The 24,335-nt window shown below is 54.6% G+C and carries 27 protein-coding genes; 12 read left to right on the top strand and 15 right to left on the bottom strand.

The window, feature by feature from the left end; translation table 11 throughout:
- Positions 1-76 precede the first annotated feature (76 nt).
- Positions 77-1,075: a cell wall-binding repeat-containing protein gene (locus MVC73_RS05240; RefSeq protein WP_297507834.1), complete on the bottom strand. Its 999-nt coding sequence runs from the start codon at positions 1,073-1,075 to the stop codon at positions 77-79.
- Between the two features lie 54 nt (positions 1,076-1,129).
- Positions 1,130-1,807 carry a metal-dependent hydrolase gene (locus tag MVC73_RS05235; protein WP_297507930.1) on the bottom strand — a complete coding sequence of 226 codons (678 nt, stop codon included), beginning with the start codon at positions 1,805-1,807 and terminating at the stop codon, positions 1,130-1,132.
- 165 nt (positions 1,808-1,972) lie between these two features.
- On the opposite strand from MVC73_RS05235, the gene MVC73_RS05230 reads away from it, so the two are divergent.
- The 4 genes from MVC73_RS05230 (at position 1,973) to MVC73_RS05215 (ending at position 7,156) form a co-directional block, all read left to right on the top strand.
- A complete protein-coding gene (locus tag MVC73_RS05230; protein WP_297507927.1) occupies positions 1,973-3,349 on the top strand; it encodes a CoA-binding protein in 1,377 nt (458 codons plus the stop codon).
- A 38-nt stretch (positions 3,350-3,387) separates the two neighbouring features.
- Positions 3,388-5,331, top strand: coding sequence for an indolepyruvate ferredoxin oxidoreductase subunit alpha (gene iorA / locus MVC73_RS05225; RefSeq protein ID WP_297507831.1), 1,944 nt, complete (start codon positions 3,388-3,390; stop codon positions 5,329-5,331).
- A 1-nt stretch (position 5,332) separates the two neighbouring features.
- Positions 5,333-5,941 (top strand): indolepyruvate oxidoreductase subunit beta, encoded by a 609-nt coding sequence (locus MVC73_RS05220; RefSeq protein WP_297507828.1) that lies wholly within the window; start codon positions 5,333-5,335, stop codon positions 5,939-5,941.
- Positions 5,942-6,049: 108 nt separating this feature from the next.
- Entirely contained in the window at positions 6,050-7,156 is a 1,107-nt protein-coding gene (locus MVC73_RS05215; RefSeq protein ID WP_297507825.1) for an ATP-binding protein, read from the top strand.
- A gap of 1 nt (position 7,157) precedes the next feature.
- On the opposite strand, the gene MVC73_RS05210 is transcribed toward MVC73_RS05215, so the two are convergent.
- The 3 genes from MVC73_RS05210 to MVC73_RS05200 all read right to left on the bottom strand — a co-directional run bounded on the left by MVC73_RS05210 (position 7,158) and on the right by MVC73_RS05200 (position 10,538).
- A complete protein-coding gene (locus MVC73_RS05210; RefSeq protein ID WP_297507822.1) occupies positions 7,158-8,159 on the bottom strand; it encodes a histone deacetylase family protein in 1,002 nt (333 codons plus the stop codon).
- A 6-nt stretch (positions 8,160-8,165) separates the two neighbouring features.
- Positions 8,166-8,738 carry a TATA-box-binding protein gene (locus MVC73_RS05205; RefSeq protein ID WP_297507819.1) on the bottom strand — a complete coding sequence of 191 codons (573 nt, stop codon included), beginning with the start codon at positions 8,736-8,738 and terminating at the stop codon, positions 8,166-8,168.
- Positions 8,739-8,828: 90 nt separating this feature from the next.
- Positions 8,829-10,538, bottom strand: coding sequence for a DUF505 family protein (locus MVC73_RS05200; RefSeq protein ID WP_297507816.1), 1,710 nt, complete (start codon positions 10,536-10,538; stop codon positions 8,829-8,831).
- A 110-nt stretch (positions 10,539-10,648) separates the two neighbouring features.
- Between MVC73_RS05200 and MVC73_RS05195 the strand changes: the two genes are divergently transcribed.
- On the top strand, positions 10,649-11,059 hold the full coding sequence (locus MVC73_RS05195; protein WP_297507813.1) for a DUF356 domain-containing protein: 411 nt from the start codon (positions 10,649-10,651) through the stop codon (positions 11,057-11,059).
- A 60-nt stretch (positions 11,060-11,119) separates the two neighbouring features.
- Here MVC73_RS05195 and MVC73_RS05190 read toward each other — a convergent pair whose 3' ends face one another.
- The gene (locus tag MVC73_RS05190) at positions 11,120-11,659 is read right to left on the bottom strand and encodes a multiprotein bridging factor aMBF1 (RefSeq protein WP_297507925.1); all 540 of its coding nucleotides are present in this window, start codon (positions 11,657-11,659) and stop codon (positions 11,120-11,122) included.
- A gap of 72 nt (positions 11,660-11,731) precedes the next feature.
- Here MVC73_RS05190 and MVC73_RS05185 point away from each other — a divergent pair, with 72 nt between their 5' ends.
- Positions 11,732-12,238 carry a GNAT family N-acetyltransferase gene (locus MVC73_RS05185; RefSeq protein ID WP_297507810.1) on the top strand — a complete coding sequence of 169 codons (507 nt, stop codon included), beginning with the start codon at positions 11,732-11,734 and terminating at the stop codon, positions 12,236-12,238.
- Positions 12,239-12,242: 4 nt separating this feature from the next.
- On the top strand, positions 12,243-12,536 hold the full coding sequence (locus tag MVC73_RS05180) for a hypothetical protein (protein WP_297507807.1): 294 nt from the start codon (positions 12,243-12,245) through the stop codon (positions 12,534-12,536).
- Between the two features lie 266 nt (positions 12,537-12,802).
- Here MVC73_RS05180 and MVC73_RS05175 read toward each other — a convergent pair whose 3' ends face one another.
- From MVC73_RS05175 to MVC73_RS05150, 6 genes are all read right to left on the bottom strand, one after another.
- Positions 12,803-13,207 carry a Zn-ribbon domain-containing OB-fold protein gene (locus MVC73_RS05175; protein ID WP_297507805.1) on the bottom strand — a complete coding sequence of 135 codons (405 nt, stop codon included), beginning with the start codon at positions 13,205-13,207 and terminating at the stop codon, positions 12,803-12,805.
- 1 nt (position 13,208) lies between these two features.
- Entirely contained in the window at positions 13,209-14,375 is a 1,167-nt protein-coding gene (locus tag MVC73_RS05170; RefSeq protein ID WP_297507802.1) for a thiolase domain-containing protein, read from the bottom strand.
- A gap of 10 nt (positions 14,376-14,385) precedes the next feature.
- Positions 14,386-15,438, bottom strand: coding sequence for a hydroxymethylglutaryl-CoA synthase (locus MVC73_RS05165; protein WP_297507799.1), 1,053 nt, complete (start codon positions 15,436-15,438; stop codon positions 14,386-14,388).
- A gap of 116 nt (positions 15,439-15,554) precedes the next feature.
- Positions 15,555-16,235, bottom strand: coding sequence for a fibrillarin-like rRNA/tRNA 2'-O-methyltransferase (locus tag MVC73_RS05160; RefSeq protein ID WP_297507796.1), 681 nt, complete (start codon positions 16,233-16,235; stop codon positions 15,555-15,557).
- A 5-nt stretch (positions 16,236-16,240) separates the two neighbouring features.
- A complete protein-coding gene (locus MVC73_RS05155; protein ID WP_297507794.1) occupies positions 16,241-17,530 on the bottom strand; it encodes a C/D box methylation guide ribonucleoprotein complex aNOP56 subunit in 1,290 nt (429 codons plus the stop codon).
- Between the two features lie 84 nt (positions 17,531-17,614).
- On the bottom strand, positions 17,615-18,580 hold the full coding sequence (locus MVC73_RS05150) for a ribose 1,5-bisphosphate isomerase (RefSeq protein WP_297507791.1): 966 nt from the start codon (positions 18,578-18,580) through the stop codon (positions 17,615-17,617).
- A gap of 227 nt (positions 18,581-18,807) precedes the next feature.
- Here MVC73_RS05150 and MVC73_RS05145 point away from each other — a divergent pair, with 227 nt between their 5' ends.
- Entirely contained in the window at positions 18,808-20,061 is a 1,254-nt protein-coding gene (locus MVC73_RS05145; RefSeq protein WP_297507788.1) for a PLP-dependent aminotransferase family protein, read from the top strand.
- A gap of 44 nt (positions 20,062-20,105) precedes the next feature.
- Complete coding sequence (locus tag MVC73_RS05140; protein WP_297507785.1) at positions 20,106-20,957, top strand: gamma-glutamyl-gamma-aminobutyrate hydrolase family protein; 852 nt, start codon at positions 20,106-20,108, stop codon at positions 20,955-20,957.
- Here the strand turns inward: MVC73_RS05140 and MVC73_RS05135 are convergent.
- Positions 20,884-21,726 carry a radical SAM protein gene (locus tag MVC73_RS05135; RefSeq protein WP_297507783.1) on the bottom strand — a complete coding sequence of 281 codons (843 nt, stop codon included), beginning with the start codon at positions 21,724-21,726 and terminating at the stop codon, positions 20,884-20,886. The two genes, MVC73_RS05140 and MVC73_RS05135, sit on opposite strands and share 74 nt — an antisense overlap.
- A 58-nt stretch (positions 21,727-21,784) precedes the next feature.
- Here MVC73_RS05135 and MVC73_RS05130 point away from each other — a divergent pair, with 58 nt between their 5' ends.
- Genes MVC73_RS05130 through MVC73_RS05120 form a run of 3 tightly spaced genes read left to right on the top strand, consistent with a single transcriptional unit; the run spans position 21,785 to position 23,199 of the window.
- The gene (locus tag MVC73_RS05130; RefSeq protein WP_297507922.1) at positions 21,785-22,198 is read left to right on the top strand and encodes an OsmC family protein; all 414 of its coding nucleotides are present in this window, start codon (positions 21,785-21,787) and stop codon (positions 22,196-22,198) included.
- Positions 22,199-22,237: 39 nt separating this feature from the next.
- The gene (gene snatA, locus MVC73_RS05125) at positions 22,238-22,873 is read left to right on the top strand and encodes a neutral amino acid NAAT transporter SnatA (RefSeq protein WP_297507780.1); all 636 of its coding nucleotides are present in this window, start codon (positions 22,238-22,240) and stop codon (positions 22,871-22,873) included.
- 47 nt (positions 22,874-22,920) lie between these two features.
- Positions 22,921-23,199, top strand: a complete 279-nt coding sequence (locus MVC73_RS05120; RefSeq protein WP_297507919.1) for a family 4A encapsulin nanocompartment shell protein — start codon at positions 22,921-22,923, stop codon at positions 23,197-23,199.
- Here MVC73_RS05120 and MVC73_RS05115 read toward each other — a convergent pair.
- A complete protein-coding gene (locus tag MVC73_RS05115; RefSeq protein ID WP_297507777.1) occupies positions 23,183-24,106 on the bottom strand; it encodes a triphosphoribosyl-dephospho-CoA synthase in 924 nt (307 codons plus the stop codon). The genes MVC73_RS05120 and MVC73_RS05115 overlap by 17 nt on opposite strands.
- The gene (locus tag MVC73_RS05110) at positions 24,107-24,334 is read right to left on the bottom strand and encodes a hypothetical protein (protein WP_297507774.1); all 228 of its coding nucleotides are present in this window, start codon (positions 24,332-24,334) and stop codon (positions 24,107-24,109) included. It lies immediately after the preceding gene.
- Position 24,335: the final 1 nt, after the last annotated feature.

Below are 24,335 nucleotides of genomic sequence, written 5' to 3'. Positions count from 1 at the left end.
TTCTTCCCCTTTTACCGGGATGAGGAAACAGCCAGGACCCTGAGAAAAGTGATGAGCGGAGGGCTTTCCCGACCGCTCACTCTCTCATAACTATTTCTTTGGTGAGCCTCACTATGAAGGTCTTCCCGACCTTCTCTCTCTCAACGAGCTGTTTCTTCTCAAGCTCCTGAATGATTCTGCTTATCGTCGGCCTCGAATAGCCTGTAAGCTCCGGAAGCTCCTCCTGTTTTACCGTCCCTCCTTTCTCAAGGATGGCCTTGACCACTATGCGCTCCTTCTCCGTTAGAACTTCAATCGGGACCCTGTTGGCGGACCAGCGCTTCTTCGCGTAGTAGAGGGATGCCGGAACGGCAACGCCTATCGAGACTATCACAGCCAGAACAACGAGGCTCCAGTTGGTTTTTTCGGGCACGGTGGAGGTGGGGACGCTTATCGTTATGGTCTCCTTCACCCAGTAGGTCTGGTAGCCAAGGCTTTCGAGCTGGCCCTTGATGTTCTTCGACATACCCGCACCGATGAGGACGACGAGCCTTGGGTGAAGCCTCTGGAGGGCGTCAACTACCTGAGTTGAGAGGTTGTCCTTGGCAGTCAGGAGGAGAGGGTAGTTGTAGGTCATCGCCCACCTAGCCGCCGCGAGGGCAGAGCCGTAGTCGCTGGCACTCGCTATGACGACGGTCTCCGAACCCTCAGGATAGAACTCCTCGGCCAGCTTGACGGCCGTGTCAACTCTCGTGGCCCCGCCGAGCCTCGTCACCTGAAAACCAATGTCTATCAGCTGTTCCTGAACCTTCTGGCTTATAGCCTGATAGTCACCTATGACGAGAACCTTGTACCAGCCGAACTGCTCATAACTTTGAAGCTGAGCAATCGTCGCGTAGTCGAGCTCCTTCGGGTTGACGGGGAGGATCGGAACGCCTAGGAGCTTGGAATAGGGGAGGGCAACTATGTAGTCGATGAGGTTGTCGTTTCTAACTATTATAAGGTCGTACTGAGGTCCCCCAGCCGCGTGAACCGCCGGGAGGAGCAAAGGGATAAGAACTAACAGCACGATGAAAGCCAAGGCCTTTCTGCCCATTTCACCACCTGAAAGGAGGATAAGGAAAGGCTCTTAAAAGGTTTTTGAGGAAGCTCAAAGCTCAAGCTCCTCCCCCGGCTTGAGGATTACTACCTCGGCTTTATCGCCAACAAGCCTCTTGAACTCCTCTGGATCCTGAGCTATTGGTGGCCATGTGTTGTAGTGCATCGGCACGACTTTCTTTGGCTTGAGGAGCTCAACTGCCTTAGCCGCTTCCCTCGGCCCCATCGTGAAGTGCCCGCCTATAGGGAGAAGGGCAACGTCAATCGGCCCGTAGAGCTCGCTGAAGAGACCCATGTCGAGGAACACGAAGGTGTCTCCGGCGTGATAGATTGTTTTTCCATCGAGCTTGACTATGAAGCCCGAGGCGTTTCCTATGCTGTGAACGCCGTCGCTGCTTGAGTGCCAGGCCGGAACCTGGATTATTCCGACTCCCTCAATCTCAGTCGGCCCGTAGTTCATCCCTATCGTCTCAACCTGACCGTTTGCCTGCTCGCTGATGTAGTTGGCAACATCGTACATGGCAACTATCTTCGCACCGGTTCTCCTGGCTATCTCTATGGCATCACCTATGTGGTCGCCGTGGGCGTGAGTGACGAGGATAAGGTCGGCCTCAAGCTCCTCCGGCTTCACCGCTGCCTGCGGGTTGCCGCTGAGGAACGGGTCTATCAGGATTTTCTTGCTCCCCTCGATGTAGAAGGCGGCATGTCCCAAAAAGCGCACCTTCACCATCTTCACCACCTCCAAATTAAAATAACCCAAGCTTACTTAAAGCTTTCGATGGCCCAGAAAAGCCCACTGATGCACTTGTTAGGCCCAACGATGTCCCAACTATCTCCGATGTCCGTTTTGGGAAAGCTTATATACGATTCGGTGGAGGTTTAAACGGTGAGGCTAATGACACTCGACTACTTCTTCAGGCCGAGGGGCATAGCTGTTATCGGCGCATCGAACGACCCCTTAAAGCTCGGCTACGAGGTCTTCAAGAACCTCAAGAAATACAGGGATGGAAAGGTCTACCCTGTGAACGTCAAGGACGAGGTCGTTCAGGGCGTTAAGGCTTACAGGAACGTGAAAGACATTCCGGACGAGGTTGAGCTGGCAATAATAGTCGTCCCGAAGAGGTTCGTGAAGCAGACGGTTATTGACTGCGGCGAAAAGGGCGTCAAGGGAGCGGTCATTATAACCGCTGGCTTCGGCGAAACCGGCGAGGAGGGCAAGAAGGAGGAGCGCGAGCTGGTGGAGATTGCCCACAGGTACGGCATGAGGCTCATCGGCCCGAACTGCGTCGGCGTTATGAACACTCACAACGATATGAACGCGACCTTCATAATGGACGCCAAGAGGGGCGACATAGCCTTCGTCAGCCAGAGCGGTGCTTTGGGAGCGGGAATAGTCTACAAGACCGTCAAAGAGGGCATAGGCTTCTCCAAATTCGTAAGCGTTGGGAACATGGCAGACCTCGACTTCGCGGAGCTAATGGAGTATTTAGCGGACACCGAGGAAGACAAGGCGATAGCCCTCTACATCGAGGGAGTTAAGGACGGGAGGAAGTTCATTGAGGTGGCGAAAAGAGTTACAAAGAAGAAGCCGGTTATAGCCCTCAAGGCAGGAAGGAGTGAGAGCGGAGCAAGAGCCGCTTCAAGCCACACGGGTTCCTTGGCTGGAAGCTGGAAGATTTATGAAGCTGCTTTCAAGCAGAGTGGCGTTCTCATAGCGGAGACCATAGACGACATGCTCAGCATGGCGAGGGCCTTCACCCAGCCACTGCCCAGAGGAAAGCGCGTCGCGATAATGACGAACGCAGGCGGTCCGGGAGTTTTGACGGCGGATGAGATAGACAAGCGCGGGCTGAAGCTGGCAAACCTTGAGGAAAAGACGATAGAAGAACTGCGCTCCTTCCTCCCGCCGATGGCCGCTGTAAAGAACCCGGTTGACATGATAGCCTCCGCTAGAGGGGAGGACTACTACAGGACGGCAAAGACCCTTCTTCAGGATAGGAACGTTGACATGCTCATAGCGATATGCGTCGTCCCGACCTTCGCGGGAATGACGCCGACGGAGCACGCAGAGGGAGTAATCAAAGCTATTAAGGAGGTAAACAACGGGAAGCCCGTTCTCGGCCTCTTCATGGCCGGCTACGTGAGTGAGAAGGCCAAGGAACTGCTTGAGAAGAACGGAATTCCGAGCTACGAGAGGCCCGAGGATGTGGCAGCTGGAGCCTACGCCCTCGTCCAGCAGGCGAAGAACGCTGGAGTTTTGGAGGAAGACTGACTTTCATTTTTTCATCACTCAGTATCGGAGGTGTTTGGATGGCGAAGGTTACCGACATAGTGTTGTGGGACAAGCCCGGGGAGAGGGTTCTCCTCCTCGGAAACCATGCGATAGCAAGGGGAGCTTTGGAGGGTAACATAGCGGTTTTTGCAGCGTATCCCGGAACGCCGAGTTCTGAACTTACCGACACAATGGCGGCAGTTGCAAAGAAGGCCGGTGTCTACATGGAGTACTCAACCAACGAGAAGGTTGCCTTTGAGACTGCCTTAGCGGCTGCCTGGAGTGGCCTTAGAGCAATGACGGCAATGAAGCACGTTGGCCTAAACGTCGCCATGGACAGCTTCATGACGGCAAGCTACATGGGCGTTGACGGCGGGCTGATAGTTATGGTGGCAGATGACCCGAGCATGTGGAGCAGCCAGAACGAGCAGGACACGAGGGCGATAGCCAAGAACGCCGGGATTCCAGTTTTGGAGCCTTCGAGCGTTCAGGAAGCGAAGGACATGGTGAAGTACGCCTTCGAGGTGAGCGAGAAGTACGGCCAGATGGTGATACTCAGAACGACGACGAGGAGCTCCCACATGCGTGGCGACGTCGTTCTTGGGAAACTGCCCGAGGAGATAAGAAAAGCCAAGAGAAAGTTCGGGAACTTCAAGAAGAACCCCGAGAGGTACGTTGACATACCGGCATTCCAGAGGAAGAAGCACCCCTGGTTGCTCGAAACGGTGGAAAAGTTCCGCGAGGAGTTTAACGAGAGCCCATTCAACTGGATTGAAGGCGATGAGAACGCAAAGGTCGGTATAATCGCTCCGGGCCTCAGCTACGCCTACGTGAAGGAGGCTTTAGCATGGCTCGGAGTTGAGAACGTCAAGTTGCTCAAGCTTGGAACGCCTTACCCGGTTCCCTACGGCCTGCTTGAGAAGTTCTTCGATGGGCTTGAGAGGGTTCTCATAGTTGAGGAGCTTGAGCCTGTCGTTGAGGAGCAGGTAAAGGTGTGGGCCTATGACAAAGGCTTTAGAATCCCAATCCACGGGAAGGACATCGTGCCCAGGGTTTACGAGATGACGACGAGGAGAGCTGTAGAGGCCGTAGCGAGGTTCCTCGGCCTGGAAACGCCGATAGACTTCGAGGAGATTGACAGGAAGTACGAGAAGGTCTCAAAGATAGTCCCGCCGAGGCCTCCTTCGCTCTGTCCAGCCTGTCCGCACAGGAACACATTCTACGCGATTAGGCGCGCCGCATCGCCGAGAGCCATATTCCCGAGCGACATAGGCTGTTACACCCTCGGCGTTCTGCCACCGCTCAAGACAGTTGACACGACCATAGCCATGGGTGGCTCGATAGGCATGGCCCACGGCCTCGACGTCGCTTTGAACGGTGTTCCGGGCGAGGAAGAGAGAAAGACCGGCAAGGAGAAGAAGATAATCGTTGCCACCATAGGAGACTCGACCTTCTTCCACACCGGACTTCCGGCTTTGGCAAATGCCATCTACAACCGCTCCAACGTGGTCATAGTCGTCCTCGACAATCTCGTCACTGCCATGACCGGCGACCAGCCGAACCCCGGAACTGGAGACACCCCACACGGACCCGGTAAGAGGATACTCATAGAGGAAGTCGCAAAGGCGATGGGAGCCGACTTCGTCAAGGTTGTAGACCCATACGACATAAAGGCGACGGAGAAGGCAATCAAAGAAGCTCTGGCCGTTGAAGGCGTAAGCGTCGTCGTTGCCAGACAGCCCTGTGCACTCTATAGAATAGGCCAGATGAGGCGCGCTGGAGAGAAGTGGCCCATTTACCACGTCATCGAGGACAAGTGTACCGGATGTAAGATATGTATCAACGCCTACGGCTGTCCGGCAATATACTGGGATGCCGAGGCAAAGAAGGCCAAGATAGACCCGACGATGTGCTGGGGCTGCGGTGGCTGTGCTCAGGTGTGTCCGTTTGGAGCCTTTGAGCCCATGGAGGAGGGTGAGTGAGATGAGGGAGTACAACATCGTTATCACCGGAGTTGGCGGTCAGGGAATCCTCACGGCAGCAAACCTACTAGGCTGGGCGGCTTTGAGGGCCGGCTATAAGGTCCGCGTTGGAGAAGTCCACGGCATGAGCCAGCGCTTTGGAAGCGTCATCGCCTACGTTCGCTTTGGCGAGGACGTTTACGGTGCCATGGTTCCCGAGGGAAAGGCCGACGTCATACTCTCCTTTGAACCCGTCGAGGCTTTACGCTACATCAACTACCTTAAGAAAGGTGGCCTGGTCTTCACGAACGCTCGTCCGATTCCACCGGTTCAGGTCTCGATGGGGCTAGCTATCTACCCGACCCTTGAGGAGATGAAGAAAATCATCGAGGAGGACTTCGGGGGCAAGTTTATGGCCTTCGACGCTGAAGAACTGGCCCTTAAGGCAGGGAATATCGTTACCACCAACGTCGTCCTCATTGGGGCTTTAACTCAAACGCCTAGCTTTCCGCTCTCGGCCGAGCACGTCAGGGAGGTCATAAAGGTAAGCGTCCCGCCCAAAACGATAGAGATAAACATGAAGGCCTTCGATCTGGGAGTTAAGGCCGCGAGAAAGATGCTGGGGCTTTGAGCGCTCTCTTGTCCCTTTTTTCCTTCCCTTAGTTGAGCCCTTTACTGCCCTTTATCTCGCGAAACCCTTATAACTTACCCCCGGGTAAGTAACTTACGGTGGGGTAAGTTGCTGTTCGACCTTCGCCCAAAAACCCGGCGTGAAGATTTATACGACAGGGAGAAGGAACTGAGGGAGTTCCAGAGCGCAGTGAACCTAGGAGAAAATCTGATCCTCCTGCTCGGCATAAGACGCCTCGGGAAAAGCTCCCTCCTAAATGTTGCGCTCGCCGAATTGGGATTCCCGTATGCAAAAATCGATGTCCGCTCCCTCTACTTCACCCACGGCTCAATACCTCAAGAGATTCTTGCCCGAAAAATCCTTGATTCCCTCCTCGCAACTGTCTCGGGACGTAAATCACTAAGGCTTAAGCTTGAAAAGGTTTTGAGCTCCATCCGCGGGTTGAGAGTTTCGAGCCTGAGCGTGGAGTTCGAGAGGAAACCCGACCTTGCAGAAATCCTCGAAAAGATAAGCTCCTGGGCCGAGAACGAGAACCTAAGGGCAATAATTGCATTTGACGAGGCCCAGTACCTCAGGCTTTCTGGGATCAGGTACGACGGTCTGATAGCCTACGCGGTGGACAATCTGCCCGGGATAACCTTCGCGCTAACTGGCTCAGAGGTTGGGATGCTCCAAGACTTCCTTGGCCTTGAGGACCCCAAAAAACCCCTCTTTGGCAGATACGCGAGGGAGATAGTGCTCCAAAGGTTTAAACGGGAGGAGAGTGTGGACTTCCTCAGAAAGGGGTTTGGAGAGATCGGCATCGAACCTGCTGAGAACGAGATTGAGGAGGCCGTTGAGAGGCTCGACGGTATAGTTGGCTGGCTCACGATGTACGGTTATCTCCGCGGGGTTAGAAAGCTTCCCCATGCCCAAGCTATGGACGAACTCTTCAACATGGCCGAAAAGCTAATCCGGGAGGAGCTTTCATCCCTTATTCGGAACAGCAGGAGGTACGGGGTTATATTGAAGGCTGTTGCCATGGGAAACGTTAGATGGAGCACCATAAAGGAGTACGTGGAGTTCAAGATGGGGCCTGTAAACGATGCAAAATTTTCCATCCTCCTCAAGAACCTTCTCAAGTACGGCTACCTTGAAAAGAAAGGAAACGAGTATTCAATCCCAGATCCAGTCGTTAGGGACGTCGTGAAGAACCTTCAACTTACCCCCCAGTAATCTACAGCTCCCACCACTGCCTCTGCACTTCTTTTACGGCCGAGACCGTCCTTAGAGCCTCGTAGGAAGGTGCAACCGGAACTTCCCTTATTTCTCCCGACAGGTAGCCCCTGATGAATGCCGGCAGGCCTTTGTCGAGGCCTACTGAATAGCCACCCTCGAAGATTACCGCGAGAGGATAGCGGGAGAGCGTCGAGCCTGCGTAGGCAAAGAAAACCTCGCTTAACCTGAGTGTCGTCAGGTTCTCGCCGAGAAAGCCGTCGAAGCCGGCCGAGACGACGATGAGTTTTGGCCTGAACTGGGCTATTATTGGCAGGACGATTTCCTCCCAGGCGTAAACGTAGTCATCGTCGCCGGCGTAGTGGGGCATGGGGATGTTGATCTTCGTGCCCTCAGCCTTCTTTCCGCCAACCTCGTATTCGTACCCACTCATCGGATAGATGTCGCGCTCGTGGAGGTCTATGTGGACAGCTTTCTCATCGTTCCACAGTATCTCCTGCGTGCCGTTGCCGTGGTGAGCGTCGAAGTCTATAACCAAAACCTTTCCAAGCTTCTCCTCCGCGATTTTGGCGGCGTAGGCCGAGCTGTTGAAGATGCAGAAGCCAAGCGTTGGAGCGTTTAAAGCCCTCCCGTTTCTGCCCGCGTGGTGGCCCGGGGGTCTGACAAGGGCCAGATAAAGACCTTTCCTCTCAACTGCCAGTTCAACGGCTCTCCTTGATGCGCCAAAGGCAGTGAGGGAAGCCTCGAATGTGCCGGGAGAAACGTACGTGTCCGGATCAAGGTAGGCAAAAGAGCGACTCTTTTCCTTCACTCGCTTAACGTAGTCCTCGCTATGAACCCTGAGAAGTTCCTCCTCAGGAACAGGTTCAGGCTCGATTGGCTCCCATAGGCCGGTCCTCTTTAGAGCTTCCATTGCCCGAAGGAGTCTTTCGGGGTTCTCGGGGTGGTAGTCTTTGGGCTTGTGTTCGAGGAATATCGGGGAGTAGATAACGGAGAAGGCCAAGAGGCCTCACCACTCCTCCTCTTCTTCGATTAGACCGTATTTCTCAAGCTCGCGGAGGAGCTTCTTCACGGCCTCCCAGGCGTCGCTTTCGCTCTTCGCACCGGAGCAGACTATCTTCCCAGAGGAAAACAGCAGTATAACAGCTTTGGGCTCCTTAACACGATAGATGACACCGGGGAACTGCTCCGGCTCGTATTCACAGTTGGGTAAACTAAGTGCCACGGCATCGAGGTTGAACTCCATGCCTATGTCACCGCTGAAGACCATGTTCTGGATGTCTATCTGGGGCTCGCGGTGGAACTTGGCCCCTATCTTTTTTAGCATCTGGATGAGCTTGTTTACGGCCCTCTCGATGTCCTCAACGCTCTTGGCCCCGGTGACGACGAGCTTTCCGGAGCTGAATATCAGCAGGGCAACCTTGGGCTTCTCAAAGCGGCAGATTATGCCGGGGAACTCCTCCGGGTTGTACTTGGAGTTCGGGCATATCTCTATGACCTTCTCAAGGTTCAGGTCCGTAAAGAGGTCGACAGAAGCGACTATGTTTTCTATCCTGAGCTTTACATTGCTCATGTCCACCAAGGTTTACACCTCCGGATGGTGGGTTTAAAAACCCTTTATAAATAGCCCGGATTCCTTTTTAAAGCTTTATGATGCAGGGAATAAAAATGGTCAGAGGTAGGCCTCGACGAGAACCTTCCCCGCCTCGGTCAGGCTCTTGCTCCCGAGGAAGCCGAGCTGGCGGAGCATCGTGAGTGCCTTCTTTATCTCCTCGTCACTGAGGCTGAGGTGCTTCCTTATTACGTCAACCTCCTCCATCTTGTAATCCCTTACCTCGCCCTTCTCCTTCCATATCCTGTTGAAGGCCTCAAGGTTTTCGTAGATGACCCTGAGCACGTTGTAGAGCGTTGGGGTAACGCTGAACTTGACCCTGACTATTTCCTGGAGCTTCGCGTTCTCAAGGGCGGTCTTAACCCTCTCCCCGAGCCCGGTCAGCTTCACCATGCCGTTCTGGAGCTCAACGACGAAGCCTTTTGCCTCGGCCTCCCCAATTGCCCTGATTACCTCCCTCTCATCGCCACCGATGTAGTCCCCAACAAGCCTGACAAGCTCATCGCGGTGGATGTACTTCCTCCTCGGTAGCTTTGCGAGAATGGCCACATCGTACTTTGTTAGGAAGAGCTTCCTCCTTATCGTCCTGCTGAGCCTGAGGTAGAAGCGTCCCTTGTCGGTAACGCCGGCCTTTACGAGGCCCTCTTCCTGGGCCTTTAAGACCCACTCCGCTATCGGCACGTCGCCGCTATCGGCGTAGGTTACGGCCTTCATGGCATCGGGACTGACGGTTCCGAAGTTTACTGCCTCCCTGCCCCAGCTGGTGAGCCAGTAGGTGTCCCTGTTCTTGACGAGTTTCCTCTCAACGAGCTCCTTACTCTCCAGTAGATGGAGTATCGCTCCTACGTCTTCAACCTCAGCTCTCCTGGCGATTTCTTTCTCCGTCGGGAGTATCTCAGGGTTCGTCTCGTGCTTCTTCTCTATCTCCTCTATTGCCTTTAGAACGGACAGCTCGTCGTCGAGCAGGTAAATCGGGAGAACCTTCTCCTCAACTTTGCCGATTGCCTCGTAGGTCTCCATTATAGCCCTTCCAAACTCTGTTGTTCCCTTCTCGTTGCTGAGCCCCATGCTCTCAAGCTCCGCGCTGCCCCTTCCGGCTTTAAGGGCCTCAAAGTCCTCCTTCCTAAGAACTATAGCCCTCGCAAACACCGGCATCATGCTGAGGGCCTTGAGGGCCTGTTTTGCCGCCGGTGTGATGGTAAAGGCCCTTCCCCTTTCCGTTGGTGGGGAAATCATCAGGAGCCTCATGGCCTGGAGGGCGTTGACGATGTTGTCGCCGTAAAGCTTGGAGTTCTTGAAAGTTATGAGCTCGTCAAGGACTCCGAGCTTGGGCATGCCCTTAAGGAAAGAGACTATCTCCGGAGTGAGGTAGACGACCGGATGCGTCGTCCTGTAAACCCCAAGAAGGCCCTTTCCGAAGTCCGTTAGACCGTTCTCATCGGCGAGCTTCCTCTCCCTGAGAACCTCCAGCCACTTCTCGGGAACCCATCCTGTCTCCTCAAGGAGTTCGAGCATCTTGATAATCTCGCTGTCCGCTATAACGTCAGGAAGCTCATCAAGGTTGAGTCCATCCGTGAGCTCCAGCAGTCTCCTCCCGGCGTCGGTGAGCTTAATCTTTCCGCCCTCAAGCTCCGCAAAGCCAAGGATGTAGAGCTCAATTGCCCTGAGTTGGAACTCGTCGGGGAGCTTAGCCTCAATCTCGGCCTGGCTCTCAGTGTTCCTCATTTCCCTCAGTATCTCTAGGTGTCTCCTCTTCAGGAACATTTTCATCCCCCCTAACTTGAGCCAGCAATTTTAGAAACTTGACGTTTTTAAAAATTTCGGTAACTAAAATCGGGGAAGGTTTAAAAACATGCCGGCCGAGTGGTTACGGTGAGACCATGAGAAACACGATAGTGCTCGTGAGGGCAGACAACTTCCACAAGGCGAGCGTGGCTTTGGCAGATCTCGTCCGCTACGGTGGCATGAGGATTCGCGGTGATCCGAGGATAATCCCACCGGCACTTTCGGAGTGGGCCTTCGAGAAGATAAGCGGTGAGAAGCCGAAGAAGAAATTTAAAGCCCACGTGGTTGCCCAGATAGACCTGCCACCCAGGAAGGCGATAGGGAGAATTATGGACATCCATCCCCCGGCCCACATCCTCGTCATCCCGCCGGATACCGAGGTATGGGAGGAACTCATGCGCCTCTGGGGAACCTTCGAGAAGCTCCGCGGTTTCCACCCGCCGAAAAGGACTAAGGCTGAGGAGGTTAAGAAGAGGGAGAAGAGCGAGGACAACGAGCCTTTTTAAAATGCCCTTACCTGATGAGAAGTTCCCCTTCGTTAACAAAAAATTAGCCAGGGTAAAAATTCACTTCTTCTTCCTCTTCTTGATCCTTATGTTGGCTATATCCCCCAAAGTCGGCTCGTAGTCCCTCGGGATGACCTTCTTCTCCCCGAGCTCCTCCTCAACGCGCTCGATGAGGGTTATCCTGAAGTACTTCTCAAGCTTCCTGGCTTCTTTTATTGTTGGCTCGCGGTAGCCGTGGGCTATGGCGCGGAGGTCGTTGACCGACAGTCCGACCTCGTGGGAGAGCTCCTCGTAGCTCTTCCCGCTCCTCTGTATGGCCCTGTAAACCCTCTCCGCGAAGTCCTCCACTATCTCCTCGGTATAAAGGGGTTTCTCGCGCCTTGGTTTAAGCTCTCTCCTCGGCCTCTGGCTCGGCCTTGAGGTTCTCCTCGGTTCCCTGCCAGTCGGCATTATGCTGAAGGTTCCCGGTTTCTTCTTTCCGTACTTCTCGTAGCACTTATCGCAGACGAGAACCTCGGCTCCCTCAATCCTTATTCTGTGGCCGGGCCCTTTGATGGGTGCACCGCATATCTCGCAGTACTTAGGCTTGGCCTTTCCCATTCCCATCACCTTCTCATTCCACCAGAGGCTCGGAGTTAGACTTTTTAAACCCCTCGATAAGACCCTAACACGATGAGGGAAGTCAGAATAGAGAAGCTGGAAAAGCTCGACCAGGAGACCCTTGAAAGGCTGATAGGGATATACATGAGCGCCTACGAAGGCATGAGAGAATACGGAGGCGAGGGGGAGAGCTACGCGAAGCGCTACCTCAGGTGGTGCTGGAGCAAGGCCAAGGACGGCTTTTTTGTCGCGAAGATTGGGGACGAGATAGTGGGCTTCATAGTCTGCGACAACGACTGGTACAGCAGGTACGAGGGCAGGAAAGTCGGAGCAATCCACGAGTTCGCCGTTGATAAGAAGTTCCAGGGGCACGGGATAGGCCACAAGCTCATGGAAAAGTGCCTCGAATACCTTGAGAAGCACACCGACAAGATAGAACTCTGGGTCGGGGAAAAGAACGAGGTGGCAAAGCGCTTTTACAGGGAATACGGCTTCAAGGCAGTTGGGAAGCACGGAATATGGGTTCGAATGGTGAAGGAAAAACCTGATAAAGAAAAGGAAACAGTTGAGAGTGGGTGATCATATGCCGTGCATTCAGCCCGCGACACCCGAGAAGGTGAAGGACATGAAAGAGGAGAGCTTCATTAGGGAGGGAAAGGGAAAGCTCAAGGTTACGGTTGAGAGCGGTGGCGAGACCCTCGAAACCACGATGAGCGGTTCCCTGAAGAGCGTTGAGGAGATTGCCGAGATGCTTGGAGTTGAAGCCAAGGAAGGGAAGATAGAGGCCGTTGTCGATGGAGTCAAGGTCAAGATGGAGCGTGGGAAACTGGAGCTTGAGTTCGAGAGCGGGGACAGAATGAGGGTAGAAAAGGCGTGAGGCCGGGTTCCTTCATCCCCTGATTTTGGAGCATCTCGTCGCTTTAGTATTAGCACGTTTTCGCGGGGCTTGAAGTGGTGGTTATCGCAACCTCCACTTCCAGTGGGACGAAGCCAGTCTCCTCAAGCTCAACTATCGAGACATTGAATTGTTCCGCTCAGGTTGGAACCCTTCTGAGTTCCTCCTCACTAACTGGAACCTTAATCTTCACATCCTATATCTTTCCACCACTAAAAGTTTGGAAGAAAAATGTAAAGGCCTGAGCCTCACTTCAAAACCGGCCTGAACTTGTAGGCGTAGAGGATTATTCCGTCCTCGTCGAACTCCCTGACCTTTCTGGTTACCATCTCGACTTCCATTCCGAAGTCTATCTCGTCAGGCTCGACGTCGGTGAGCTGTGCTAAGACGACCGGCCCCTCCTCAAGCTGAACCAAAGCAAGGGGGTAGGGCTTGTAGTACTCGAACCCGCTCGGCGGGTTCCTCACTATCGTCCAGCTTAAAACCTTCCCCCTTCCGCTGAACTGGTAGTCCTCGATGTTCCTGCTTCCGCAAACAGGGCAGACGGGCCTCTTCGGGAAGAAAACATGACCGTTCTCGCATTTGCCCCCGATCAGGGCGTACTTCTCACGGAAGTGCCTCCAGTGCCTGGCAACTTGCATCGGCTTCCCCATTTCAGACCCTCCTCAATATGTTGACCGTTATGTTCGAACCGGTTCCGCCTATGTTCTGGGTCAGGCCGATTTCGGCATCGGGCACTTGGATACCCTCAGGCGCCTCCCCGCGGAGCTGGAGGACGGCCTCGACCGTCTGATAAACGCCGGTGGCTCCAACAGGGTGTCCTCTGCTCTTAAGTCCGCCCATCGTCTGTATTGGGTAGTCGGCATCTATCGCTATCTGTCCTTCCCTTGCCAGCTTGGCTCCCTCACCCCTCTTCGCTACGCCGAGGGCCTCCAAGCTTAAAGCCGCCATTACAGTAAAGGCGTCGTGAACCTCGAAGAAGTCTATGTCCTTTGGGGTTACCCCCGCCATCTTGTAGGCCTTTTCAGCGGCAACCTTCGCCGCCTTGAGCGTGAGGAAGTCCTCCCTGTTGGCGAGGTTGATGGTGTCTATCGCCCTCCAGAAGCCGGCCAGCTCGACCATCTTATCCTTCGGAACGCCGAGTTCCTTCGCTTTCTCCTTTGAGGTTATTATAACGGCCGCGGCTCCATCGCACATCGGTGCGGCGTCAAAGAGCTTTATCGGGTCCGCAACGTAGGGACTCTTAAGGACGGTCTCAACGCTGACCTCCTTCTTGAACATCGCGTACGGGTTTCTGGCCCCGTTCCTGTGGGCGTTGACCGAGAAGTAAGCGAGGTCTTCCTCGGTGTAGCCATAGGTCTTCATGTAAAGGCGCATGATGAGCGCGTTTAAAGCGACAAAACTTGCCCCGTGGAAGAGCTCGTACTCCGCGTCCGCAGCATATCCGAGGTAGCGCGTCGCATCGGTCGGCCAGGCATCGGTCATCTTCTCAACACCGACAACTGCAACTACATCCTCAAGGCCTGCCGTGACGGCCTTCGCTCCCTCCTGAACCGCTGCGCCACCGCTACCACATGCTGCTTCAATCTTGACGGCGGGGATACTGCCAAGGCCGGCCCAGTCCGCTATTAAAGCTCCAAGGTTCTCCTGCTCGATGAAGGAACCGGAGGCCATGTTTCCGACGTAGAGCGAATCAACCTTGTCTATTCCGGCATCGTCCATAGCCTTGAGAAGGGCTTCAACGGCTATGTCCCTAAGGGAGAGCCTCCAGTGCTCGCCGACGGGAACCATTCCGGCACCTATGATAACGGGCTTCTCCATTTCAACCACCTCAGACGATGTACTTTCTCCTCGCCTTCGCGTAGAGGGCGTAGTCTATGTACTTCTTCCTGTTCACATAGTCCATCGTCTTTGGAGCCAGATCGCGCTTCTCCTCTATCGCGTCCTGGACGACAACGCTGAAGGCGTCGCTTCCGGCACCGGAGCCGAATGAAACCCAGAGAATTCTATCGCCGGGCTTCGCTATATCCAGAACCGCGGAGACACCAACCAAAGTTGCCCCGCTGTAGGTGTTGCCTATTATCCCGCTGAGCAGTCCCGGGAGAACCTTCTCCTTCGGGATTCCGAGTATTTTGGCAACTGTAAGCGGGAACTTGACGTTGGGCTGGTGGAAGACCGCGTAGTCGAAATCGCTCGGGGAGTAGCCGAGCTCCTCCATGAGGGTCTTGGCGGCGCTTATTATCTGGTGGAAGTAGGCAGGCTCGCCGGTGAACCTGTTACCGTGCCTCGGGTAGTGCTCGTGCTGCCTCCTCCAGAAGTCGGGCGTGTCGGTTACGTAGGAATAGCTCGCCTCGAAGTATGCAACCGTCTCAGAGCTCTTGGGGGCGAGGATGTAAGCGGCACCTCCGGCTGAAGCGGTGAACTCAAGGTGGTCGCCGGGCCTCCCCTGGGAGGTGTCGGCTCCGATAGCCATAGCGTAGTCGGCCATGCCCGAGCCCACAAATCCTATAGCGGCCTGGATTGCCTCGGTTCCGGCCTTACAGGCGAACTCAAAGTCGGCGGCGTTTAAGTCGGGGGTAGCACCTATGGCCTCGGCTATGACCGTTCCGCTGGGCTTTACTGCGTAGGGCTTGCTCTCGGTTCCGAGCCAGATTGCCCTTATCAGCTTGGGGTCAATTCCGGCCCTCTTGAGGGCGTTTCTTGCTGCCTCAATTCCTATGGTTATGGTGTCCTCGTCGAGTCCCGGGACGGATTTTTCCTGTATCGGGAAGCTTGTTGTACCCCAGACCCTTCCTATCTCCTCAGCCTTGATTCTATACATGGGAACGTAGGCGCCGTAGCCGATTATGCCAACTTCTCGGTTTGGCCTCAACAGTTTTCCCATCGTGCATCACCTGAAAACTTGAACTGAACTTCGCCTAAGGTTTCAGGGGGACTTATAAAAGTCTTTCGGTAAAAGTGAAAGAGTTTTTCGACAATAAACGATAAAAGGTGGAAAATTCAAGGCTTCCTCACAACAAACAACGCGTGGTCCTTCTCGTAGGGCTCAAGCGAAAGCCTCTCGACGACCTCGAAATACTCGGAAAGCTCCTCCTCAACCTCTTTAAATACTTCCTCGGGCTCTTTAGTCACGTCTATGCTCCTGCTCTTGACCGATATCATCCCGTAGCCACCGCTCTTGAGATATACTTTTGCGTTGTCTATGAGTATCTTCGCCTGCGTTGGCTGAGCCACGTCCTCGAAGATTACATCCACCTTCGGAACGAGGGCGCGGTAGCCTTCCGGCTTTGTCGCGTCGCCGAGTATAGGAACTATGTTCCTCCTCTCCTCGACGATGGGAACCAGCTCCCTGAGAACGCGAGGCGAGAACTCAACGCCAAATATCTTGCCCTCCCAGCCGACGATGTCGCTGACGTGTGAGGCTGTCGTTCCGCTCGCTATTCCGAGGTATAGAACCGTTGAACCGGGCTTAATCGGGAAGTTCTTGAGGCCGTTGAGGATTGCCGCGCCAAGCTTCGACCTGCTCGGGTTCCATATCCTATATTCATCTCCCTCGAACTTGATAACTCTCTCACCGTAAACCCTCTGCCCGGGAACGAGGTTCTTGGTCGCTATCCTCTCGCTCCCGTCATCCTCAACGATGATGTAAACGCCCGGGAACTTGTGCTTTTTAACCTTCATTGCCCTCACCTCTTTCCGCCTTTAGCCTTCTTCTTTTTCTTCTTCTCCTTCCTGCCTTTCTCCTTCTTGCCCTTAGCCTTCTCCTTCTTCTCGAACTTCCTGCCCTTTTCGTGCTTTCCGCCCTTGCCCTTGAACTTCTCCTTCTTTTTCTTCTTCTCGGGCTTGGCCTTCCTCTTCGGCGGGTTCGGGTACTTCCTCTTGATTTCCTCTATCCTCTGCTCAAGCTCCTTCTTGAGTTCCTCACCGATGTATTCGCCCGAGAAGTAGTCAACCCTGGCAGCTATGGCCAGCTTTCCGGCCAAGGCTCTGGCTATCTTACCCCTCTGCCACCAGGGTGAGCGGTTGATTGCCGGATACTGGAAGATGACACCGTGCTTCGGTGGCTTGGCACCGGTCCTTAAGTGCCTGAAGAGGGCCTTCTCAGCACCTAGTACCTGTATAGTCGATGCCGGCATCATGGCGAGCTCTTTAAGACCTCCGGCGAGGCTGAGCAACCTCGCAGCGAGCTTTGCTCCGACAAGGGCTTTGAGGTTTGGAGCGACTTCGTCCATGGCCATCTCAAGGTAGTCCTCTATCTGCTCCCTCAGCTTGTAGAGGTCGCTTATCTCACTTGCAAGCTTCATTATGATTTCGCTGTCGAACTTGCCGAGCGGAGCGCCCATTGACTTTTCAGAGGCCTTGAGGATTTTCTCAATCTTGCCCCCCGGAAAGCCGAGCTCCTCAAGCTTCTCCCGTGTTATGTTCTCCCTCGGCCCAATCTCCTTAACGAAGGCGACGTACTGCTGGTGCTTTGGAAGGATTTCGTCGAGTTCAGGGAAGTGGAGGCCGTACCACTCCCTCAGTCTTGAAACGAGCAGGTTGATGACCTTGTCAATATCGTCTAAAGCTTCTATGGCCTGGATTATCATCTTGTCCCTTGCCCCGCTCTGCTCCTGTATGCGGAGCCTCGTTAGGGCAACTCCCACTGAATAGTACTCCTCGAACCACTTCTCGCCGAGGAATTCGGCAGGATTCGAGCGGAGCTTTTCTCCAGCGACGTTCGGGAACTCGGCCGTAACAGTGTAGCCAAGCTCCTTGAGATTTCTGGCAAGCTCTGAATCCTCAACGATGAACTCAGTGTAGCCCTTTTCCTTCAGCTCGTTTAGGAATGAGAGCAGTTCCTCAACGGGTTGGCCCTTGAGGAGTTTGTCGAGGCTGTCCTCGGGCCTTCCCGGGAAGGGTTTGGTGCCAATGAGGTTTCCTTCACCGTCAAAGGCGTAGATGCCCCTGACGTTTTCGGCAAGGTAAGCTTTCATGAGCGTTCACCCCTATGCCCTTGTCCCAAGGGGTATAAAAGGCTTCGGAGTTTTAAACCATAACGGTGAAAAAAAGAAAAGGTCTCAGTCCTCCCAGGGCTCCCTGTACTTGAGCGCCCAGCCGAACTCCTCCTTAAGGATGTCTATAGCCGCGCTGGGTGGTATGACCCCGCGCTCGGTTATTATGACGTCAACGTATTCAGGAGGAGTAACGTCGAACGCTGGGTTCCAGACGGTTATGTTCTTCGGCCAGGTCTTGAGTTCTTCCTCCGGGATGACCTCCGTCGGGTCGCGCATCTCTATCTCGACGAGCTGGCCGAGCATCGTCTCGGGGTGGAACTTGTAGGTTTCAGCGGCAATCATAGTCCAGACCCTGTGCTCCTTGGCTGTCAAAGCTATCAAAGCCGTCCCAATCTTGTTTATCACAGCTCCGTTGACCGTTATGCTGTCTGCACCCATAACCACCTTGTCCGTCATCTTCATGTAATGCCTAGCTGCGGAGTCAACGACGTAGATAACTGGAATGCCATAGCTGGCGAGCTCTCTCGCGGTTATCTTGCCCTGCCACTTGGGTCTGGTCTCAGTTACTATGACCTTTATGTCCTTGCCCATGTCCCATGCGGTCTTCATGACGCTTATGGCAGCCTTGCTGTGGCAGTGGGTCATTATGACGTCCCCGTCTTCAATCCTCTTGGCACCTATCTCACCGATCCTCTTGACGGCGTTTTCGGAGTTGTGTATGAACTCCTTGGCGGCGTTAATGACGATGAACCTCAACCCTTCAAGGTCGGCCCCGCTGGAGTAGGCTATCTTACCGCGGTGCATCACGTAGCGGAGCGCGTTTGGAAGGGAAACCGCCGTTGGCCTCGTCTCGTAGAGTATCTTTGCGGCCTTCTTCATCTCCTCCCAGAACTCGTCAACCGTTCTGGCTTTGCTCTTCTCGGCCTGTATCATAAGGGCCCTTGCGGCTGCCCTTGCTATCGTTCCAGCACCACGAATTTCCATGCTCTTAATCTTCTCGGCTATTTCGAGCACTTCCTTGGCGACCATCTCATCACCCCCGTGTAAACTACCCTTATGGGGCTCGGGTTTATAGAGGTTTCCAGTGCATCGGTGCATCAAAAAGTGCCCCAATGACCCCAAATCTTCCAGAGAAGTTTGCTTTACCTTTGTAAAGTCCAAAACCCGATTTTGAGAAAGGTTTATAACGAACGGCCCGAACTTCTTAGTGTATAGATTTGGTTACGTGTTCAGGTCTGTTCACTGAGGTGGTTGTCATGCGGAAAAAACTCGAAAGGAAGCTCGCCTCGGAGCCACTGAACTTCGAGTCCTTCTTCTCAGAGAAGGCTCTCCAGATGAAGGCATCTGAAATTAGGGAACTTCTCAAGCTCGTCGAGACCAGCGACGTCATAAGCCTCGCAGGAGGTTTACCGGCACCGGAAACGTTTCCCGTTGAGATCATCAAGAAGATAGCCGAAGACGTCCTGACGAACCACGCAGACAAAGCCCTGCAGTACGGCACTACAAAGGGCTTCACGCCACTCCGCCTGGCCCTCGCAAGGTGGATGGAGAGACGCTACGGTATTCCGATGAGCAAGGTCGAGATAATGATGGTCGCCGGAAGTCAGCAGGCCCTCGACCTAATCGGGAGGGTCTTCATAAACCCCGGCGATGTCGTAATAGTTGAAGCACCGACCTACCTCGCCGCCCTTCAGGCCTTCAAGTACTACGACCCCGAGTTCGTCAGCATACCCATGGATCACGATGGCATGAGAATCGACATGCTGGAGGAGAAGCTTGAGGAGCTCAAGAGGAGTGGCAAGCGCGTTAAGTTAGTTTACACGGTTTCAACCTTCCAGAACCCGATGGGCGTAACCATGAGCCTTGAGAGGAGGAAGAGGCTCATAGAACTGGCCAGAGAATACGACTTCATAATCGTTGAGGACAATCCCTACAGCGAGCTTCGCTATTCGGGCGAGCCAGTACCCCCGATAAAGCACTTCGATGACGAAGGGAGGGTCATATACCTCGGGACGTTTTCAAAGATACTGGCCCCCGGCCTTCGTCTCGGCTGGGTTTCAGCCCATCCACACTTCATAAGGAAGATGGAGATAGCAAAGCAGAGCGTTGACCTGTGCACCAACACACTCGGGCAGGCTATAGCTTGGAAGTACGTCGAGGAGGGCCACCTTGACAGGCACATACCGGAGATAATCGAGTTCTACAGGCCAAGACGCGACGCTATGCTGGAGGCCCTTGAGGAGTTCATGCCGGAGAGCGTGGAGTGGACGAGACCGGACGGCGGAATGTTCGTCTGGGTGACGCTTCCGGAGGGGATAGACAGCAAGCTGATGCTCGAAAAGGCCGTCTCAAAGGGCGTCGCCTACGTTCCGGGTGAGGCCTTTTTCGCCCACCGCGAGGTCAAGAACGCCCTTAGGCTCAACTTCACTTACGTGCCAGAGGAGAAGATACGCGAAGGCGTCAAGAGACTCGCGGAGGTAATAGAAGGGGAAATCCGCTCGCGGACTTGAGAAAAGCTTTTTTACTTTCTCTTCTCATTCATCCCGGTGGTTGTATGAAGCCCCTGATAGCCCTCATAGGCTCTTTTAAAGAAGGGTGCGTCTCGGCACCGCGTGAGCACCTGTTAATGGTCTCAAAGGCCGGAGGTCTGCCAGCGGTGTTCTCTGTGGAAACCGACCCGGAGGATCTCCTAGAGGTTGCCGACGGAGTGCTTCTCATAGAGGGGCCAGACGTGCACCCGCGCTTCTACGGTAGCGACCCGTCTCCAAAGCTTAGAGAAGTTGACGTTGCCCGGGACGAGTTTGAGATAGAGCTCGTCAAGAAGGCTGTAGAGAGGGGAACACCGGTAATGGGCATCGGAAGGGGGATGCACGTCATAAACGTCGCCCTCGGCGGAACCCTCTACCAGGACGTCTATGAAATCCCGAAGGCGATAAAGCACGACTGGGACATAAAATCCGTGAGGCCCGAGCAGAGACTCCACACGATACGCGTAAAAGCCGATTCAATTCTCTACTCCATACTGAAAGAGACTCTCAACGTGGAGAGCACAAACGAAGCGTGGACGTGGGTCAACAGCTTCCACCATCAGGCTGTGAAACGGGTCGGAGAGGGGCTCAGACCGGTCGCCTTCGCAGTTGATGGTCTCGTCGAGGCGATAGAGTCCAGCGAGGGGTTCCTTCTTGGCGTTCAGTGGGGGCCGGAATATCTGGAGGAGATGCTACCCCTCTACAGGGCCCTCGTCAACGCAGCCTCCGGAAGGCATGAGGAGCAGGAAGAGCTCCTGAGGAGAGAGATAGAGGCCGAGGTCAGGGAGGAAATCGAGAGGGAGCTCAGCGGGGAACGAGGTGAGAACCATCACAGCTCGGAAACGAGCGGTAGCCCTCCCGACATGAGCCAAACGTGATTCCCTTCCCCAGTATCTTTTTCTCCGCCTCCCTGAGTATTTTAAACCTGAGCTCTTTGGGGAGGTAGTAGTAGCCACCAATCCTCTCTCCCCGTTCGTAAAGGGGCCAGAGTTTCTCCATAAGGCCTGGAAACTTCGCGAACATTCTCTTCTTCGAGTCAGGCCTCAGCTTTAGCGTGGAGACCGTTATATGGCTAACGAAGTCGAGGTTGGAGAGGGTTTCGTCGAAGTCCTCCCATGTGTAGAAGGGGATTATCGGGTCTATGCGCGCGTAAACCGGAATTCCGGCTTCCTTGGCCTTCCTCAGTGCCCTAATCCTGGCCTTTGGAGAGGGGGCGTTCGGCTCAAGGAGCCTCGCCTTGGCCTCGTCAACGGTTGTAACGGTCACCCCAACGGCGCACTTGAGCTCATTCAGAAGATCTATATCCCGCTCAAAGATGTCAGACTTGGTCAGGAGGAGGCACCTGACGTCGTAGCGTTTGAAGAGCTGGAGAACCTTCCTCGTGATTCCCAGTTCCCGCTCAACCGTTGGATACGGATCCGAGGAGTAGGAAAGTGCTATGATATAACGTTTGTCGAACTTTCTGAGTTCCCTCTCCAGCTTGGGGAGAAGGCTCTCCTTGGTTCTGACTTTGAAGGCCTTTGGAATGTAGCTCGTTATGTAGCAGTAAACGCACGCGTGGTCGCAACCGGTGTAGACGTTCAGGGTGTATTTGAAGGGGCAGGTGCAGAGCTTCGACTTCCATGGGTCGAAGGGCCTTATGTACATGCTTAACCCTTTGGAGAGGGCTTTTAAAGGGCTTTCCTCACTATCTCTGGTGGTCGAAGTGGGGGAGCCGATAAAGGGAAGGGTGGAGTGGTTCAGGGACTACCAGTTCATAGGCAGGATTGAGGGAGACAAGTGCTCGGTCATACTCGGGGAGGGCGGTATAAGCCCGATGCGCCTCCTTCTCCTGAGCGTCGCCGGATGCACTGCCTACGATGTTGTGGCGATACTCAAGAAGATGCGCGAGCCCATAGAGGGCCTTGAGGTGGAGATAAGCGGTGAGAGGCGGGAGGAGCACCCGCAGGTTTACACAAGGGTTCACATCCACTACAGGATTTACGGGAGGGTTAGGGAGGAGAAAGCCAGAAGAGCCATAGAGCTGAGCCAGGACAAGTACTGCTCTGCGAGCGCCCACATGAAGCTCAGCGGTGCTGAGTTGACGTACTCGCTTGAGGTCGTCCCGGGGAAGGGTTAACTTTTTAACCTCCCCTCCTCCGGCCGGTTCGGTGATACCGTGATAGGGCTTGCCAAATACCTCATAATCATCTACGGCGGTCTCTTCGCCATAACGAACCCCATAGGAGCCGTCCCGGTGTTCCTCAGCGTGACCCACGACCTCGGCTGGCGGGAGAGGCGGGAGATAGCAAGAAAAACTTCTGTGACGGTCATAGCGACGCTCCTTGTTTTCGCCCTCATCGGGCAGTGGATATTCAAGTTCTTTGGCTCCAGCATTGACGCCTTCTCGATAGCCGGTGGGATACTGCTCTTCAAAATGGCCATGGAAATGCTCTCCGGGAAGCTCTCCACGGTAAAGATAAGCAGTGAGGAGGAGCTCGATGAGGATGCCGTTACCCTTGAGGAAGTCGCCATAATCCCGCTCGCGATACCCCTGATTTCGGGACCCGGCGCGATAACGACGGTGATGCTCTACATGGCAGGAACCTCAACAGTACCGGAGAAGGCGGTGGTGATAGCATCCATAATCCTCATCGGCCTGACCGTATGGCTCGTCCTGTGCTCCGCCAACAGGATAAAGGCCAAGCTGGGTCGTGTGGGAATCAAGGTCATGACGAGGATGATGGGACTCATACTGACCTCGATGGCCGTCCAGATGACGATAAACGGCATCAAGGGCGCCTTCGGCCTCTGACCAGAAAGCCTTAAATTCAACCCCGAAAACTCCCTCAGGTGTTCGAAGTGAGGGGAGACCTGATAAGGATACTCAGCTCGATTGAGGAGAAGGCCAACGAACTCAAGCTTGAGGGCTACGAGCCCGACGTCGTCATAGTCGGCAGGGAAGCCTACGAGTTCATAAGGGAGCAGGTGAACGAAGAGTTTGGCGGGGACGAGGAGGTGGCCGAGCTCTCAGGCCTTCCGGTCAGGGTGGTTGACGAGTTCGGTAAGGACGCCCTCGTCGTTGACAGCAAAGTCCTCGGCTACGAAAACTCCGCGAAGAGGTTCAGGGTCGTGCCGTGAGCCAGGCCCTCCCGTTCCTCATCTTAACTTTCGCACCGCTCAGGAAGACAAGACTTAGGGCGATGGCAACTAGGTCGGCCACGCTCCCCGGATTCCTGAGGTCGCCCTTCTCCCTGAGGAATGCGTCGAACTCCTCAAGTGATAGCTTTCCCTCAAGGACTTCCCTGGCCTTTTCCCTGACGAGCAGTTCCTCGGCTTCTCCCGCCTTTCTCCGGATCAGAGTGTCCCCCCTCTCAGCCAGCAACTCAAGGAAGAGCTTTATTGAGGCCTCCTCAAGGGGCATCTCGTTCGCCAGCTGGAGAATTCTAGAGAAGGCCCAGTAGGTCACCTCATAGGAGTTCAGCCACTCACAGAAGACCATCTCCCTTGCACAGCTGAGTCCGGCCAGCTTCATCAGGTTGACCCTGTCCCTGAAGAGCTCCTCAAAGGCGCTCTCGGAGTAGACGTCGTACTTAACCCCCCTAGGTATTCCCTTGGGCTCAAGAATCCTTATGGCCCGGTAAAGCTCCATAGTGTCCCTGACGCTGGATTCCTCAATGAGAAGCCTCGCCTTCTCTCCCCCTTCCCTCAGCTTCCTCGTGAGGGCGAGGCCGGCAATCAGTGGTATAGAGAGCACGAGAACCCCGAAGTTCGGGTTTCCCGACTGAACGCGCCTCGTGGCCTCTGCGCCCCTCCTTATGAGCTCCCCGATGCCAGCCTCGGCTGGAGAGAGAACCCCGGAGCGTATAAGCTCCCCCCTCCTGACGGTTTCGTGATATATGCCCACCAGCGCCGGGTAAGAGACGAGGAAGTTGTAGATGCTCAAGTCCTCGAAGTCGGCAAACCTGTTAACGTTGCCGGGCTTCGGCAGGGCAACTTCAACCAGGGGGCCCGTTATGAAGGCCCTGACTATCTCCCACCGCTCCATTCACACCACCAGATATATGACTAGGTAGAGGAGGTAGAGGAAAAGCACGAGCTTTCTCCAGAAGCCCCTGGCGAGGAGGTAAAGGCCACCCGCGATGAAGGTGACACCCCAGAAGGCACCCTTGATGTAGGGGGCGTAAACCCTGAGGGGCTCAAGGAAAGCCGGTCTGAACTGGAGGAGGAGCAACGCAATGCCGATTAAGACGAGAAGCACTCCAGCGGTTCTCACC

This window comes from Thermococcus sp. (assembly GCF_027052235.1).
Lineage (GTDB): Archaea > Methanobacteriota_B > Thermococci > Thermococcales > Thermococcaceae > Thermococcus.
This window is presented reverse-complemented; position numbering and strand designations above follow the sequence as displayed.